Consider the following 17,013-nt stretch of genomic DNA (forward strand, 5'->3'; position numbering starts at 1 on the left):
CTTATAATTGCTAAAAAAACCATTAATTAACAACATCTTAAGATAAAAAGTAGCGCTTCCCGCTGGTAGAAAAGAATTGATTATTCTATGTAACATGCTCAAAATAATACCTGCACATTTCTTCAACGATAAAGTCGAATTTCATCTAAACAGCACTTTTTTGGGACAACTATCGCACCAAAACATTGAGACCAAACTGAAAACCAAGGCTGTTTGCTTTGGTTACATCCCTATATTCTAATAAGTTATCCGCTAGAATATAAAAATTTACAGGACCTGCTTGGGTTGCAATTCCTAAACCTAAATTAGAATAAGAATACGAGTCTAACGAATAAGTTGCTTTGGCATGAAAACCTTTTAAAATTTTACGTTGGTAATAAGCCGTCAGTGCCATTATGGGAGTTTTTGGCAAAGTCATCATAAAAAATTGAGCTCCAAAAGCGCTTTTGTAGGTTGGTTTTCCATTGCCATCAGTACAATTACATTCATCAGAGCGTTCCTCCTCAAATGAATATTGAACGGAAGTATTGAATTTTGCTGGACGCCAAGTGGTGTATTTTACATTTAAAGTATCTAAAGGAATAGCATCTTTAAAATCTTGAAAAACAGTTCCCGGATCGTTTTGCTGGTTAAAATTAGGTACAACACCTTTGTACGTATATGTCCCATTTAAGGTATAACTTTCCACATCTTTACTGTGTTTAATAAATCCAACATCGATTACACTTCCTGTAATTTGTAAATTATCTTTAGGATAATAGGTGAATCCTAAATCAAAACCCAAGCCCAAGTTACCACCCAGTAATGTTCTTTTTGTAACATCTTTTTGAGCATCAACTTCATTATTTGAATCAAAATAACTAGCTAAACCGGATGTATTTAATTGCAATTGCGAGTAAATTTGTTGCTCATATACTGCATCTGAAGCAGGAATCGTGTAAATGTACCCACTATTATTAGTACTACTAGCGTTGTAAATACTCGAATAAATCTTCGCTCGACCTCCAACAATAAAATTAGGCTTTAGTTTGGTTTGATATCCCACATGAAAAACCGAGAGTAACTCTGCTTTCATGTTAAAATCACTTAAATCAAAAACTTTACCTATATAATTTTGATTGCCCTCCAAAGCTAAAATAAGTGGATCTTTTGGGACATAAGTCAAAAAATCAAATTCTTGATACAAACCAAATGAAAGATAGGAATCAGTCTCGTCTCCCAAAGAGGATTTTAATTTAAAACCACCGCTTAAGATTTCTAATTGCTCATTGATTGCCATTCTATCTTTTGCTGTAGTCGAAAAGATAACATTTCTTAATTTGGTATTGAAATCGACACCATTATCAGCTAAAAGATCATACGCAGAAAATCCAGTAGAGCCGAAATTTGCCGAAACTCCAGATAAAAACGGAATCCCCGCATACCATTTATAAGACACATCAGCTCCGGGATTATACATTACAGACTGCGGAATCGCTGCAAAATTGTACAGTATTTGCTTATTTTGAGACCATGAAACGACCGAAATTAACAAAAGGAAAGTTACTATCTTTTTCATTCGACAACTAAATAAGTAGTGGCACTTGAACGCAATATTAAATTTCCTGGACTTGAGGTTGTAAGTGCAGGTCCTGCAAACATTTGAACTCGAAAACCAATTCTGCGGGTCCTTTTTAGTAAATCGAGTTGCGCATTTTCAAAAATTTCGGTTCGGCTTACTTTATTAATACTACCAGTGTAGGCTGGAACATTAAAATTTGTACTATAAACTGCTTGATTATTTACATCTAAAAAAACCACATCAATACGATACTGTCTTGCAATTGTATTTTCTAACTCAATAAAAATTTCAGCTTTCTTGAGTCTTTCTTTAAAAAATTTATCATTAAAAAAATCAACAGTTGGAATGTCCGCCAATACAGTTTGCTCTTGTCCGTTACGAATGAAATCAGGTGCAGCAATATTGAAGTATGCCAAATTTGCTACAACAACGGGCTCAATTTTAATATCATTAACCTGATCAAAATCAAGATCACTCGCACACGAGAAGGAGCACATCCCGATAAAGAGCAAAAATACAAAACGTTTCAAGCTACTACTTTTCATAATCGAGTCTAAATTAAAAAGGTTCAATACATTTTAGTAACGTAGCATCAACAGGCTTATTGTAAAATTTACCAAAGGCCGCCTTAATGGTATTCGCCAAATAACTTCGATGCTTCATTATAAGCACTCTCAAAACTCATCGGACTCATACCAGAATATTCTTTTTGAGCTGTAAAATAGGATAATAGTTTCTCAGTTGGCATATTTCCTGTTAATTGATCTGTTGCCATCGGGCAGCCGCCAAAACCTTGAATCGCACCGTCAAAACGGCGACACCCTGCTTTATAAGCTGCATCAATTTTTTCGAACCATTTATCTGGAGTGGTGTGCAAATGTGCTCCAAACTCTATTTCTGGGTATTGCGGAATAAGTTGCGAAAACAAATACGAAATTACATCAGGAGTTGAACTTCCAACAGTATCAGAAAGCGACAAAATTTTTACTCCCATCGAAGCTAATTTTTGTGTCCACTCGCCCACAATTTCTACATTCCAAGGATCACCATACGGATTTCCAAAACCCATCGAAAGATAGGCTACAACCTCTTTATTAGATTGATCGGCAATATTTAAAATTTCGTTTAAAGTGATCAAAGATTCAGCAATAGTTTTGTGGGTATTGCGCATCTGAAAGTTTTCAGAAATTGAAAATGGAAATCCTAAATATTGAATTTCAGGATGAGTTGCTGCGATACTTGCTCCCTGAGTATTCGCAATAATAGCCAATAGTTTGCTTTTGGTTTGTGATAAATCCAACTGAGCCAAAACTTCGGCAGTATCTTGCATTTGAGGAATCGCTTTGGTTGAAACGAAACTACCAAAATCAATACTGTCAAATCCAACACGTAATAGTGCTTGCAAATAACTTACTTTTTTTTCGGTAGGTATAAAGGGCTTAATACCTTGCATGGCATCACGCGGACATTCTATAATTTTTATTGGCTCCATAGAAAATCAAAGATAAAAAAACAATTAGGATTAAAAAACGAAACTGCTACCCGATTTTTTAAACTTAATTATTTTTAAGAAGCTGCTTATTTATGGCTTTGATTAAAGCAGGACCTTCATAAATAAAGCCAGTATACAATTGCAATAAACTGGCGCCTGCTTCCAGTTTTTCTATGGCATCTTCAACAGTGTGAATACCTCCTACTCCAATGATAGGAAATGCTTTGTTACTCTTTTCACTTAAAAACCGAATCACTTCTGTCGCTCTTTTTGTTAATGGCTTACCAGACAAACCTCCCATTTCAGTTTGATTTTCAGACTGTAATCCTTCTCTAGAAATGGTGGTATTCGTTGCAATTACTCCTGCAATTTGAGTCACTGCAACAATATCTATAATATCCAAAAGCTGTTCATCAGTTAAATCAGGTGCTATTTTCAGCAGAATTGGTTTCTGTTTGGGCATGGCTTTATTTTGATTTTGTATCGTTTGCAATAGCGCTGTCAGAGGCTCTTTGTCTTGTAAGGCTCTTAAATTGGGCGTATTTGGCGAGCTCACATTTACTACAAAATAATCTACGTGGTCATAAAGTGCCGCGAAACAATATTCATAATCTGCGGTAGCTTCTTCATTGGGCGTTAATTTATTTTTACCAATGTTTCCACCAATTAAAACTTCATTGTTGCGTTGCAATCGCAACACAGCAGCGTCAACTCCACCATTATTAAACCCCATTCGATTAATAATAGCTGAATCTTCTTTTAAACGAAATAATCTTTTTTTAGGATTACCATCTTGCGCTTTTGGCGTTAAGGTCCCAATTTCTATGAAGCCAAATCCAAAATGTGACAGCTCTTTGTACAATTTAGCATCTTTATCAAATCCTGCAGCAAGACCAACAGGGTTTCTAAACTTAAGACCAAAAACTTCTCTTTCGAGACGTTTATCCTCAACAGCATACAATTGTTTAAAAAACCATGGCATAACTGGGATTTTCGATAAAAAACGAATAGCAGAAAAAGTAAAATAATGAACTTGTTCTGGATCAAAGCAAAAAAGAATTGGACGAATGATAATTTTGTACATAAATGAAGTAGTTGTGTGGCCACAAAAATAGAATTATCTGACCGATTATTACCCATCTATGCAAAAAAATACACACTGATATAATTATAATAACTTGTTTTAGCGATCAGTAATTTTCTTAACTGCAGTAATAAAATAATGAAAGTCAAATTAAAACAAAAAATTACGTAAATTGGTGGTTAAAGAACCTGACACGTGTCAAAAATGGCATAGTTATGGTTGTTTATAAGGAAGAATCTTAAAAATAAGATACATTTGTTTAATTCATATAAAAATAAACACCATGAAAATTAAAATCATAACCACTTTAGTACTACTGTTTAGTATTCAATTATTTTTTGCTCAAGAAGTTAAAACGGATAGTATTCCTTCAAAAGCAACAATTCTAGCAACGAATGACAGTATTAAAAAAGCTACTGCAGCAACAGAAAAAGCATTACGTGTAGAAGCTAAAGAGTTAAAAAGACAACTGAAGGACGAAAAGAATGCTTTGCGCGAAGCTAAAAAAGAAGAAAAAGAGCAAAAACGATTTGAGAAAGAAAAAAAGCAGTTTGAAAGAAAACAAAATCGTATTGTAGCTGCTGAGAAATCAGTGAATAAAATTAAAACTCGAATTGTAAAAGCTGAAAAAGATTTAATTTCAAAGACTGAAAAATTAGAAAAAAAGAAATCTCGAAATAAATTCGACTCAACTCAAGTTGAAAAAGAGAATATCAAAATAAGTAAACAGCAAATAAAAATTAACGACTTGCAGGCCAAACTTGTTAAAGCCGAAGAAAAACTTAGCAAACTAAGATCTTAAGATAAAGCCACCTTTGGGTGGTTTTTTTTTGATTTGTATATCCTTGACTCACTTTTAAAAACAGCTAAGAGAACATTATAAAAGATATTTTTTTGCTGCCGAAAGACTACAAATCCTCATAAAAAAAAGATTATATTTGCACAAAAACCAACAAAAATGCAACATATAATAGACCGTTTCATCAGTTACGTTATTATAGATACAGAGTCTGATGCAAGCTCACCTACTACACCAAGTACCCCAAAACAATGGGATTTAGCCAACAAATTAGTCGAAGAGTTGAAATCAATTGGCATGCAAGACGTGACCATTGATGATAAGGCTTACATCATGGCAACACTACCAAGCAACGTTTCGCATCACGTGCCTACAATCGGGTTTATTTCGCATTTTGATACCTCGCCTGATTTTTCTGGCGCCAATGTAAAACCTCAAATTATACCTAATTATGATGGAAAAGACATTGTATTAAATGCCGAAAAAAACATCATTTTGTCGCCAAGTTATTTCAAAGATTTATTGCAATACAAAGGACAAACTTTAATTACCACTGACGGAACGACTTTATTAGGTGCCGATGACAAAGCTGGAATTACAGAGATTGTATCCGCAATGGAGTTTTTAATTCAGAATCCAGATATCAAACACGGAACCATCAAAGTAGGATTTACACCAGATGAAGAAATTGGTCGTGGAGCGCATCATTTTGATGTTGAAAAATTTGGAGCAGACTGGGCCTACACCATGGACGGCAGTCAAGTGGGCGAACTTGAATACGAAAATTTTAATGCCGCTGGAGCAAAAATTACTTTCAAAGGTAAAAGCGTGCATCCTGGTTATGCTAAAGGCAAAATGATCAATTCGATGTTGATTGCTAATGATTTTATCAATCAATTACCAAAAGGTGAAACACCCGAAGAAACCAAAGGTTATGAAGGTTTTTTTCATGTGCATCATTTGAACGGGACTATTGAAGAAACCGTTTTAGAACTTATTATTCGAGATCACAACAAGAAAAAATTCGAAAAACGCAAAGAACTAATTGAGAAAATCGCTCGCAAAATAAACAAGAAATTTGCCAAGCAATTTGGAGAAGATATTGTAATTGCAGAAATCGCAGATCAATATTATAACATGAAGGAAAAAGTACTTCCTGTAAAATATATTGTTGACATTGCTGAAAAAGCAATGAAAGAACTCAAAATTAAACCATTAATTAAACCCATTCGTGGTGGTACCGATGGCTCTCAATTATCATACAAAGGATTACCATGCCCGAATATCTTTGCTGGAGGACATAATTTTCACGGAAAGTACGAATATGTACCTGCCGAAAGTATGCAAAAAGCAGTCGATGTAATTGTTAAAATAGCCGAATTAACAGCAAAACTATAACTGCATAATCCAATTCACAATACTCAAGTCTCCAAATTAATTGGAGACTTTTTTTTTGATATCAACCAAATTGAGAAAAAAAAAGAAATGCAAGCAGTAAAAACTTAACATTGGCGAACGATTATAATCATTAAATTTACTAACGTTCAGATAACAATTTGTTAACACTAGCATTTAATTAACAGTAAACATAAATAAAATACTTACTCTATGACACCACAACAAGAGGAAACAAACCTCCAACCAGAATCGACACCAAAACCCGAGTCGGTAAAACTTGCAAGAGCAAGACGCACTCCAGCAGCAAAAAAAACGCCTACTTCAGCAACAACAGAAACCACAACAGAAAACCCATCTGTTGATAGTGATACCACTGATATTGAAAAACCAGCATCAGAAGAAGAAGCTACAATTTCTCCTGTTGAAGAAACGCTGAACGAAGAGGATATTAGCGAGAAAAAAGACAAAAAGAACAAAAAAGAAAAGAAAAAAAACAAAGTAAAAATGAAGGATAAAGAAAAGAAAAAAATAGCAAAGGCAAACGCCAAAGAGAAAGCTAAAGCCAAGGCTAAAAAAGCAAAGAAGGCAAAAAAAGAGAAAGCAAAAAAAGCCAAAGCAAAAGCGAAAATAAAAGCTAAAAAAGCGAAAGCCAAATCAAAAAAGGCCAAGAAAAACAAAAAGAATAAGAAGAACAAAAAATAAGAGTGCCTCATAAACGCAAAAAAGTCCCAAATTAAAATTCTAATTTGGGACTTTTTTTTGCAATCTTGGCTACTATTTTTTCAATAAAGCTGCGCTCATTTCCATTGAAATTGCTGAACGCTCCATCTTCAATTTTCCAGACATTGTTTCAATAATTACAGTAGTGTCTGCTAACTCTGAAACTTTACCGTGAAGGCCACTCTTGGTAATAATTTTATCTCCTACTTTTAAGCTACTCTCAAATGCTTTTTCATTTTTAGCCCTTTTCTGCGCAGGCATAATCATGAAAAAATACAGCACAGCAAAAATTAATAAATAAGGTGCAAACTGTTGTAATTGTTCCATAATGCTTTTGTATTTGTGTTTTTTTATATTACATCAAGCCACGACCAGCTTTGACGATTCGTTTGTTTGTATTTAATTCTTTTACCAAATTATCTAGAATTCCATTGATAAAAATACTACTTTTTGGCGTAGAATATTCTTTTGCAATTTCTAAATATTCGTTCAATGTTACTTTAACAGGAATTGATGGGAATTTTAAAAATTCGCAAATAGCCATTTTTAAAATAATAGTATCAATTTCGGCGATACGCTCACTGTCCCAATTTGGGGTTTTATCCAAATATTCTTTGGCTAAATCCTTTTCATTCAAAACTGTTTTGCGAAACAAATCGCGACCAAAATCACGGTCTTCGATATCTTTAAACAATTTAGGAACTCTAAAATTATCATCTTCACCGTCCTTAATCGCCTTTAACTGCTTACTGATTTGCGTGTTCACAACAGGAATATCGTCTACCCATGTCAATTTATCATCTTCAAGGTAGTCGTATAACTTTTCATTAGGAACAATAACTTCAGCAAAAAGATCCGCTACAAATTGACGGTCTTCTTCAAAGGTATTTACTGAATTACGCATGTAGTTGGCATACAACTCGCTCGCTTTTACCTCATTCAACAACAATAAAATATAATCGTCGTTAAGTGACCAATTGTTAATTTTACGATTTTCTAGAGCAATACTTAAGGAATTGTTATCAGCTAGAATTTGAAAAATCTTGTTTTTAATAAATTTCTCGTTTGGTTTGCGTTCCTCTGGAGTAGCAAGATGTTTCAAGCTTGATTTATGCAAATAAACCGCTTCGGTTTTACATATTTCGATCAAGGAAGAAAGCATTATGAGGTATAAATCTTGAATATTATCGATACTGTAAAAAAGGAATTTTTCTTCTTTTTCCAAATTATCTGAACCGCTTTGATGCATCGCATATATGGATTGCATAACTTTTACGCGAATGTGTCTTCTATTTACCACCTGATAAGAACTTTTTAATTAGGGCGCAAAAATAAGTATTTCCTTTTTTAAAATAAAATTTATCCTTGCTTATTTTAGAGGTAATCAGTGTCCAATCGCAGTTATCAGTAGAAACTAATTACCGCGACTGAACACTAAAAACTAACTATTTTATACTATTTTCAATTTTTCTCTGATTGATTCTGTTTTGTGCAATAGTCAATGCAGCATGATGCGTAGTCAAGTTGTTTGCTGTTGCAAAATCAAAAATCTCTAAAGTTGTATTGTAAATATTTTCTGTTTTACGCATGATTTCTTCTTTACCATAGTGCGCTAACTCAGCATAAACATTGATAATTCCACCCGCATTGATTAAGAAATCAGGTGCGTATAAAATTCCTCTTTCTTGCAAAATAGCTCCGTGAACATTTTCATCAGCCAACTGATTGTTTGCTGCACCGGCAATAACTTTTGCATTGATTTTATAAACCGTATCATTGTTTATAGTTGCTCCCATTGCACATGGCGCATAAATATCAACATCGGCAGTGTAAACATCTTCTCCACGGTAAATTTGAGCTTGGTATTTTGAGCTTACTTCGGATAATTTTTCTTCATTGATGTCAGCAATCGTAACTATTGCACCCTCTTTTGATAAATACTCCACCAGTGATTCTCCAACGTGTCCAATTCCTTGTACCAATACTTTTTTACCACTCAATACATCAGATCCAAATTGTTGCTTAGCAGCTGCTTTCATTCCAAGATACACACCGTAAGCTGTAATTGGCGAAGGGTTTCCTGCACCACCGCGTGACTCCGAAATACCAGTTACATAAGGAGTAACATCTCTAACCAAATCCATATCAGCAGTTTCCATTCCTACATCTTCCGCCGTAATATAACGTCCGCTTAATGAATGTACGAACTCTCCAAATTTACGCATCAACTCAGGTGTTTTTTGTGTTTTGGCATCACCAATAATAACAGCTTTACCTCCACCAATATTCAAACCAGTGATTGCTGATTTAAAAGTCATTCCTCTTGACAAGCGCAAAACATCATTCAAGGCATCCCACTCATTGGCATAATTAAACATTCTAGTACCGCCCAAAGCAGGTCCCATTACTGAATTATGAATACCAATAATTGCTTTTAAACCCGTATCTTTGTCGTTGCAAAAAACAATTTGTTCGTGATCATCAAATGACAATTGACCAAATACCGGATCCATTTTTTGAAGTTCCTTTCCAGTTGTGAAAGCTGCATTCATAGTGTAAGTTTTTATAGTGATAAAATTATGAATTTGTCAAAAAGACATTTCAAATGTAAACAAATAATACAAAAACCATGCATTTTGATATAAAAAACAGCAAATCAGCAATTTTACAGATTTAAAAAATAAGCAACACTATCAACTAAATAAGCATTTTATCACAAGATAAAATCCATTTCAACACAGAATTTTAAACAAAAATGAAAGAATTACGTTATTTAAATAAATATTTCGTCAAATACAAATACAGCTTTTTATTGGGAATTCTCTTTACGATTATTGCCCAAATTTTCATGTTGTACACCCCAAAACTTATCAGTCAATCTTTTAAAGCGATTGAGGCTTTCGCCAAAGACACAACGGTACCCAAAGACGTAATTTATGAGGAGTTAGTTTCTAATATCCTGATGATCATCGCAACTACAATTGTAGCTGGATTTTTAACTTTTTTGATGCGCCAAACACTTATTGTGATGTCTAGGCATATCGAATTTGATTTGAAAAATGAGGTTTTCCGACAGTATGAAAATTTATCTCAGAATTTTTACAAACAAAACCGAACGGGCGATTTAATGAACCGCATTAGCGAGGACGTTTCTAAAGTGCGTATGTACGTGGGTCCAGCGGTGATGTACACCATCAATACCGTTTTTAGATTTGCCATTGTAATTGTGTACATGTACAACGTTTCGCCAACTTTAACATTGTACACCTTGTTGCCGTTGCCGATTTTGTCCTATGCAATTTTCAAATTGAGTTCGGAAATCAACGTTCGAAGTACCATTTTCCAGCAGTATCTTTCAAAAGTATCTAGTTTTTCGCAAGAAATTTTTTCTGGCATTCGTGTCATAAAAGCCTATTCACTCGAAGAACAACATCAAGCCAATATGGTTGATTTAGCAACCGAAAGTAAAAATAAAAGTTTGAGCTTGGCCAAAGTACAATCGTTATTCGGTCCTTTAATGTTGGCCTTAATCGGCATCAGTAACTTGGTGGTGATTTATTTCGGCGGGATGATGTATATCGATGGAACAATAAAAAGTATTGGTATTATTGCTGAATTTATTTTGTACGTGAACATGCTGACTTGGCCTGTAGCCTCATTAGGTTGGGTATCGTCAATGGTGCAAGAAGCAGAAGCTTCGCAAAAGCGACTCAATGAATTTTTAAAAATCGAACCTGAAATTCAAAACAATACGACTCAAAAATCAATTATCGAAGGCGCAATAGTTTTTGACAATGTGAGCTACACCTACGAAGACACGAATATCACAGCATTGCATAACATCTCTTTTACGGTTAAAAAAGGAGAAACATTAGCGATTTTAGGAAAAACCGGATCTGGTAAGTCTACCATTTTATCCCTCATTTCAAGAATGTACGATGTTACTAGCGGTAAAATTTCTATTGATGGCAATGAAATTAGTACCGTTAACTTATTCGATTTACGAAACAGTATTGGTATTGTTCCACAGGATGCGTTCCTGTTTTCGGATAGTATCAAAAATAACATTAAGTTTGGAAAAGAGAACGCAACGGACGACGAAGTACAAAATGCAGCAAAAAGCGCCGTAGTGCATGACAACATTATGGGCTTTAACAAACAATACGATACCGTTTTGGGCGAGCGTGGAATTACACTTTCAGGCGGACAAAAACAGCGCGTATCGATTGCGAGAGCCATCATTAAAAACCCACCAATTTTACTCTTCGATGACTGCTTATCTGCGGTAGATACGGAGACGGAAGAGACTATTTTGAACAACTTGTTTCAAATTTGCAAAGACAAAACAACAATCATTGTGAGTCACCGTATTTCATCTGCTAAAAATGCCGATAGAATTCTGATTGTAGACAACGGACAAATCATTCAACAAGGTTCTCATAATCAATTGATAAATGAAGAAGGTTATTATGCCGACTTATATTTGAAACAACTTTCGGAAAAAGAAATGCTGTAAATGTTGGATAATCCATATTTTTTATAGATTTTTGGAAGCTAGTTAACAACCATAAATTGACTGAAAGGATTATGAGAGAACATGACATGTTAGAAAAAGAGGAGATTTTTTCTAAAGTTTTAAGAGCTGGAAGAAGAACTTATTTCTTTGATGTGAGAGCAACTAAAGCAGACGATTACTACATTACCATCACTGAAAGTAAAAAATTTACTGAAGAAGACGGTTCTTTTCATTTTAAAAAACACAAAATCTACTTGTATAAAGAAGATTTTGCTGCCTTTGCGGAGATTTTAGAAGAAATGACCTCTTACGTTTTAAACCATAAAGGCGAAGAAGTAATTTCAGAAAGACATCAAAAAGATTTCAAAAAAGAATATGCAACCGAACGTTTTGAAGACGATGCATTACCACAAACATCAAACTTTACCGATTTAGATTTTGATGATATTTAATTTTCAGTTACTTACTTACCCAAAAAAAGTCCAAGAAATTCAATTTTTTTGGACTTTTTTTATTCCTATACTAATCTATTTTAAAGCCCCATGACAACACCTTTAGTAAGTACACAGTGGCTTTTGGAGCACTTGCACGATCCTGACCTTATCTTATTTGATGCCACGGCCAATGAGAATCAGGCACAGCTACAGCTTGATCATACCGAAATAGAAATTGAAAGCAGTCGTTTTTTTGATCTCAAAAATAACTTCAGTAAAAAAAACAGCACTCTGCCAAACATGCTGCTTCATCCTGATGATTTTGAAAAAGAAGCGCGTGCACTTGGAATTAATAATTCGAGTAAGATTGTAATTTATGATCGTTTAGGAATCTATTTTAGTCCCAGAGTTTGGTGGATGTTCTCGATCATGGGAGCACAACAAGTAGCGGTATTAAACGGCGGTTTGCCCGAATGGATTAAAAATGGTTTCCCTACACAAGCAAAAACCAAAAAAAAGAGGTTTACCACCGGCGATTTTACTACACAATTCTGCGAGAATGCGGTTCGTAGTAAAGAGGAAATACTTGCAAATCTGAACACGAAAACTGAAATTATCATCGACGCCCGCGAAACAAATCGATTTGAAGGAAAAGTACAAGAAACTCGCAAAGGACTTCGTTCTGGTCATATTCCCGAATCAATAAATATTCCTTACACAAACGTGCTGAAGGATGGGAAGTTCAAAACAATTCTAGAATTGAAGGAAGTGCTACCTCAACTTAATAAACCTGCCATTTTTAGTTGCGGCTCCGGAATCACGGCTTGCATTACCTTGCTCGCTTTTGAACTTATTCAACAAAAAAACAACTCGGTTTATGATGGCTCTTGGACAGAATGGGGTTCATACAATAACTTACCATTAGCATAAAAACACTTAACCAATTCGCAATCCATTTTCAACCTTAAAATCGGGTGCAAGCAAAACAATGTCGCCTTCAGCTCCTACTGATCCTAAAACCAAACATTCGCTAAAAAATTTCCCAATTTGTTTCCTAGGAAAATTGACTACAGCTACAATTTGTCGGTGTAATAAATCTTCTTTTTGATATCGTTGGGTAATTTGTGCCGATGATTTTTTAATACCAATTTCGCTCCCAAAATCAATTGTCAATTGATAAGCCGGTTTTCGGGCTTCGGGAAAATCGTTTACTGCGGTAATTGTCCCTACACGCATTTCTACTTTTTCAAATTCGCTCCATGCTAAAGGTGTATTGCTCTGTGATTCCATTATTTATTATTTTTTTTGTTTACCAATAATACAAAAAAACTCCCAAAACTTTCGTCTTGGGAGTCGCTTTATCAGATTAGAAAAATGTAATTACTTTACATCCATTAATTCTACATCAAAAATAAGGGTAGCATTTGGTGGAATAACTCCTCCAGCTCCTCTTGGTCCGTATCCTAAGTCAGATGGAATTACAAAACGAGCCTTATCTCCTACTCGCAATAATGCAATACCTTCGTCCCATCCTTCGATTACTTGACCTTGACCCAATTTAAATTCGATTGGCTTTTTTCTTGGGTATGATGAATCAAAAACTTTACCATTGTCTAATGAACCTTGGTAATGAACAGAAACTGTTTTTCCGTTTTCAGCTTGTTTTCCATCACCTTTTTGAATGAATTGGTAACGCAAACCACTTGCTGTTTTTTCAAAACCAGCAGCTAACTTTTCCATTGCCGCCTCTGCTTCTGCTTTTAATGCTGCGTCTCTTTTGTTGCGCTCTCCTTTAAAAGTAATAAAAGCCTCAATTGGATTCCAATTTTTAGCATCGTCACCTTCGCGAATAATTTCAATTGACTCTAGTGTATCACCTTGAGCAACAGCGTCAACAACCTCTTGTCCTTCAACAACATGACCAAATACGGTGTGTTTGTTATCCAACCAATCTGTATTTACGTGTGTAATGTAAAACTGAGAACCATTTGTTCCAGGTCCTGAATTGGCCATAGCCAAAACTCCTGGACGGTTGTGCTTTAAACTTGGGTGAAATTCATCATCAAATTTGTAACCTGGATCTCCAGTACCTGTTCCTAACGGACAACCACCTTGAATCATGAAATCAGGAATAACGCGGTGAAATTTTAAACCATCGTAAAATTTAACTCCTTGTGGTTTAATTTTATTTTCTAAATTTCCTTCTGCCAATCCTACGAAGTTACCTACCGTTCCTGGTGTTAAATCGTGTGTGAGTTTTACTAAAATAGCACCCTTTGTGGTGTTGAATTTAGCATATATTCCGTTTTCCATTTTTTATGATTTTTATTGAAGTGCAAATTTACGAAAATAAATTTAAAAAGGGAATTGGCGATTATTTGATTAAAAAGCCGCAAAGAAAGCCACGATTAAAACCAATTTTAGTTTGGATTTGATTTGCAGTATAATTACTAGCAGCGCGATTCTTATTTGTATTTTTGTTCATTTTCCTCAACCCTAAAAAGTACCATTTTTTCAATCAAATCATAAGGAATTGGTTGATTTAACGGAAACTGTACAGATCCTTTTCCTTGCTTGTATTTTGACAAAGCTTCTCTAAATTCTGAGTGACCAGTTGGTGTGGCATAAAAGCCTATATGATTTTTGAATCCCCCAAAATACACCAAGGGTTTGCCATATGTTTTGTAAGCAGGCATTCCGTACGAAATACTTTCAACAGCTGTTGGCGCATTTTTAATAATTGTCAACCGAATATTCTCCAAAAGTAATTGCATCGCTTGAGGAAATGATTTTATGTATTCGTCTACAGATTGAAAATCAGTTTTCATGTTTTCTTTTCGTGATGATATTGGCGTTTGAGGTTGCTAATGCCAAATTAAGATTTATCTTGTGGGTACTCACTATTTTTTTAAAAAATTAAATGATGAATTTACTTAAAGCCAAATTACCATATTCATTTTTGTACTAGCAAAACCAAATAGTTTATAGATAAAACTGACTCAGGAAACTCAAATAATTTTTGTGTTTAGGATAAAGATAAACGCCAAATATCAGTTTACTATTATCTGGAAATTTTATGCATCTACAGTAAACCATACTTGAATTAATCCATCTTGATAGTTGGCACTAGTTTGGCTTTTAAAAAAATTGTAACTTATCCAACAATAACCAGAATTACCCCAAAATTCGCCCCATGAGTTTACCACTTTGAAGGCATTTAGATTATCATCATAACCTGTAATTAGCATGGCATGATTGCCGAAATGAAAATCAGAATTATAATCATTATAAATAAATATGTTGTTTGAATTTCTTGGGACAGCATTTGCAAATTTTCTATCTAAATGCATTCCTATAACTAATGGTTTACCACCATAAATTAATTTTTTGCATTTCTCTATAACTTCATTTTCTGAGGAAAGATTTCTTAATTCCACATTATGATAGCTCAAAATTTTATTGCTTTGAGCAATACTATTTTGATTAGCATTTGGTAAAACCGAACAAGAACTTGTGGAAACAGGAAAATTTGAAATTGAAATAGCGCCTTTCGTTCTTAACAATTCAAGAGCTGAAATAATACAGGACCCTCTCAAGCAATCATTTGAAACTTTAGTTTGATTGTAGGTATAACTTGGAGACATTATTGTTGATGGAGAATAAGCCGTGTTATGTTGAATTTTTTCTTGATAACTTTTTAAGTAGTAGGTTGTTGCCCAAGCAGTACAACTTCCAATGCTTCCTTGACTTGAAACAGGAGGCATTAAATTTGATAAATCATATTGATTTGGATAATTACTTTGTAAACTAGAATAATCAAACGGTGAAACAACTGCACCGAGACCAACACATCCGCCAGACTCTAGTAATCCACTTGCTTTTGGATCTTTACTATAATCAACTTCTATATTTTGCTCATTAAAAAAACCAGAGTCTATTGGCTCATTTTGACAGCCGGTTAATAAAAAACCAAAGACAAAAAAACTGGCAACTTTAATTACTTTATTCATAACTACTTTGTTATTTTGTTAAATATTATTTTTTTTTTGAGCTTTCCTTTTTATAAAAATGCTGTTAGTGTTTTGGTACTACGGCCGGATGGAGACTATTACTACGCACTTTGTGGGGATCCTATGATTTTACATAAAATTCTGTTACAACACGAGTCAAAATTTTTAAAATTCAATAGGTGATTTATTGAATTTTCCTTCAAAGAATAACTATTCATTAGTACAATTAGATATTTTTTTTCTTCTTTACACTATCCATCTTTTTTAAGTCTTTAATCTGTTTTTTTGAATGATACAAATCTCCAATTTCTTGACAATAAGTATTATTAAAATATTGGTCATCGCGGAGCTTTTGTTTTCTGTTTTACCAGAAAATGCAAAAATTAGCCAAAGTAATAAAATTAAGAACATTGCAATGCTCAAATATATAAATAATTAGTTACAAATCAAAAAACTATGTTTACGGCAAATGAATATTTTTCGTACTTGCACAAACGGAAACTATCTTGAAATACGCACGCTCTAGCCCAGATAGCAGTGGAAATCCTTATGCGCCGGCTTTCGGCGTATAAGATTGTAACGTATAGCTGGATTAAGCTCCTAAAGAAAAGTTTAATGGTTGAATTAGACGTTTGGATATTAGAAAATAGTAGCTGCACACCAACTGATTTGTATTTCGTAATGATTGCAAATCAGTAACATAGTTTACACAATGAACCCGTTGGGCTTGGCGGAATGCTAAAAAAAGACAACGAAAATGGAGGACCAATTGGAAGAATCCAATAAACTTATTGTCAATGATACGCTCAAAAATAGATTTGCGACACTCATGAGTTGAAGTCAGCACCACAGCTTGTACAAAAAAGCGGGACCACTGGTTTTAAAAATTGACTTGCGCCTGGATACGCAACAAATTTCCGGCTTGTAAGTTGTCTTGTTTTAAAAAGTCTTCGTAACGTCTTTTTGCAATGGTATAATTGACCACTAATTCAAAGTTTT

Annotated in this window: 17 protein-coding genes; 6 read left to right on the forward strand and 11 right to left on the reverse strand. The window is 34.3% G+C overall.

What is annotated here, in order from left to right:
• Positions 1–169: 169 nt before the first annotated feature.
• The 4 genes from KBJ98_RS05720 to KBJ98_RS05735 form a co-directional block, all read right to left on the reverse strand.
• Positions 170–1,558, reverse strand: coding sequence for a DUF5723 family protein (locus tag KBJ98_RS05720; protein WP_210788669.1), 1,389 nt, complete (start codon positions 1,556–1,558; stop codon positions 170–172).
• Entirely contained in the window at positions 1,555–2,106 is a 552-nt protein-coding gene (locus KBJ98_RS05725; protein ID WP_210788670.1) for a hypothetical protein, read from the reverse strand. Before KBJ98_RS05725 ends, KBJ98_RS05720 begins: the two co-directional genes overlap by 4 nt.
• Positions 2,107–2,189: 83 nt before the next feature.
• Entirely contained in the window at positions 2,190–3,053 is an 864-nt protein-coding gene (locus tag KBJ98_RS05730) for a beta/alpha barrel domain-containing protein (RefSeq protein ID WP_210788671.1), read from the reverse strand.
• A gap of 64 nt (positions 3,054–3,117) precedes the next feature.
• Positions 3,118–4,137 carry a quinone-dependent dihydroorotate dehydrogenase gene (locus tag KBJ98_RS05735; RefSeq protein ID WP_210788672.1) on the reverse strand — a complete coding sequence of 340 codons (1,020 nt, stop codon included), beginning with the start codon at positions 4,135–4,137 and terminating at the stop codon, positions 3,118–3,120.
• A gap of 283 nt (positions 4,138–4,420) precedes the next feature.
• Here KBJ98_RS05735 and KBJ98_RS05740 point away from each other — a divergent pair, with 283 nt between their 5' ends.
• The 3 genes from KBJ98_RS05740 (at position 4,421) to KBJ98_RS05750 (ending at position 7,036) form a co-directional block, all read left to right on the forward strand.
• Entirely contained in the window at positions 4,421–4,939 is a 519-nt protein-coding gene (locus tag KBJ98_RS05740; protein WP_210788673.1) for a hypothetical protein, read from the forward strand.
• Positions 4,940–5,095: 156 nt separating this feature from the next.
• Entirely contained in the window at positions 5,096–6,334 is a 1,239-nt protein-coding gene (gene pepT, locus KBJ98_RS05745; RefSeq protein ID WP_210788674.1) for a peptidase T, read from the forward strand.
• A gap of 210 nt (positions 6,335–6,544) precedes the next feature.
• The gene (locus KBJ98_RS05750) at positions 6,545–7,036 is read left to right on the forward strand and encodes a hypothetical protein (protein WP_210788675.1); all 492 of its coding nucleotides are present in this window, start codon (positions 6,545–6,547) and stop codon (positions 7,034–7,036) included.
• Positions 7,037–7,108: 72 nt separating this feature from the next.
• On the opposite strand, the gene yajC is transcribed toward KBJ98_RS05750, so the two are convergent.
• From yajC to KBJ98_RS05765, 3 genes are all read right to left on the reverse strand, one after another.
• Positions 7,109–7,381 carry a preprotein translocase subunit YajC gene (yajC, locus tag KBJ98_RS05755; protein WP_166134803.1) on the reverse strand — a complete coding sequence of 91 codons (273 nt, stop codon included), beginning with the start codon at positions 7,379–7,381 and terminating at the stop codon, positions 7,109–7,111.
• Between the two features lie 28 nt (positions 7,382–7,409).
• Positions 7,410–8,321 carry a transcription antitermination factor NusB gene (gene nusB, locus KBJ98_RS05760; RefSeq protein WP_210788676.1) on the reverse strand — a complete coding sequence of 304 codons (912 nt, stop codon included), beginning with the start codon at positions 8,319–8,321 and terminating at the stop codon, positions 7,410–7,412.
• Positions 8,322–8,499: 178 nt separating this feature from the next.
• Positions 8,500–9,606 (reverse strand): Glu/Leu/Phe/Val family dehydrogenase, encoded by a 1,107-nt coding sequence (locus KBJ98_RS05765; protein ID WP_210788677.1) that lies wholly within the window; start codon positions 9,604–9,606, stop codon positions 8,500–8,502.
• 203 nt (positions 9,607–9,809) lie between these two features.
• Here KBJ98_RS05765 and KBJ98_RS05770 point away from each other — a divergent pair, with 203 nt between their 5' ends.
• The 3 genes from KBJ98_RS05770 (at position 9,810) to KBJ98_RS05780 (ending at position 12,934) form a co-directional block, all read left to right on the forward strand.
• Complete coding sequence (locus tag KBJ98_RS05770) at positions 9,810–11,570, forward strand: ABC transporter ATP-binding protein (protein WP_210788678.1); 1,761 nt, start codon at positions 9,810–9,812, stop codon at positions 11,568–11,570.
• A 71-nt stretch (positions 11,571–11,641) separates the two neighbouring features.
• Positions 11,642–12,022 carry a PUR family DNA/RNA-binding protein gene (locus tag KBJ98_RS05775; RefSeq protein WP_166134790.1) on the forward strand — a complete coding sequence of 127 codons (381 nt, stop codon included), beginning with the start codon at positions 11,642–11,644 and terminating at the stop codon, positions 12,020–12,022.
• Positions 12,023–12,112: 90 nt separating this feature from the next.
• The gene (locus KBJ98_RS05780; protein ID WP_210788679.1) at positions 12,113–12,934 is read left to right on the forward strand and encodes a sulfurtransferase; all 822 of its coding nucleotides are present in this window, start codon (positions 12,113–12,115) and stop codon (positions 12,932–12,934) included.
• Between the two features lie 6 nt (positions 12,935–12,940).
• Here KBJ98_RS05780 and KBJ98_RS05785 read toward each other — a convergent pair whose 3' ends face one another.
• From KBJ98_RS05785 to KBJ98_RS05800, 4 genes are all read right to left on the reverse strand, one after another.
• Positions 12,941–13,294, reverse strand: a complete 354-nt coding sequence (locus tag KBJ98_RS05785) for a tRNA-binding protein (RefSeq protein ID WP_210788680.1) — start codon at positions 13,292–13,294, stop codon at positions 12,941–12,943.
• A gap of 90 nt (positions 13,295–13,384) precedes the next feature.
• The gene (locus KBJ98_RS05790) at positions 13,385–14,317 is read right to left on the reverse strand and encodes a peptidylprolyl isomerase (protein WP_210788681.1); all 933 of its coding nucleotides are present in this window, start codon (positions 14,315–14,317) and stop codon (positions 13,385–13,387) included.
• Positions 14,318–14,469: 152 nt separating this feature from the next.
• Positions 14,470–14,832: an iron chaperone gene (locus tag KBJ98_RS05795; protein WP_210788682.1), complete on the reverse strand. Its 363-nt coding sequence runs from the start codon at positions 14,830–14,832 to the stop codon at positions 14,470–14,472.
• Between the two features lie 246 nt (positions 14,833–15,078).
• Positions 15,079–16,014: a C1 family peptidase gene (locus KBJ98_RS05800; RefSeq protein ID WP_210788683.1), complete on the reverse strand. Its 936-nt coding sequence runs from the start codon at positions 16,012–16,014 to the stop codon at positions 15,079–15,081.
• Positions 16,015–17,013 lie beyond the last annotated feature (999 nt).

The sequence above is a fragment of the Flavobacterium erciyesense genome, from assembly GCF_018069925.1.
In the GTDB taxonomy this organism is placed as follows: domain Bacteria; phylum Bacteroidota; class Bacteroidia; order Flavobacteriales; family Flavobacteriaceae; genus Flavobacterium; species Flavobacterium erciyesense.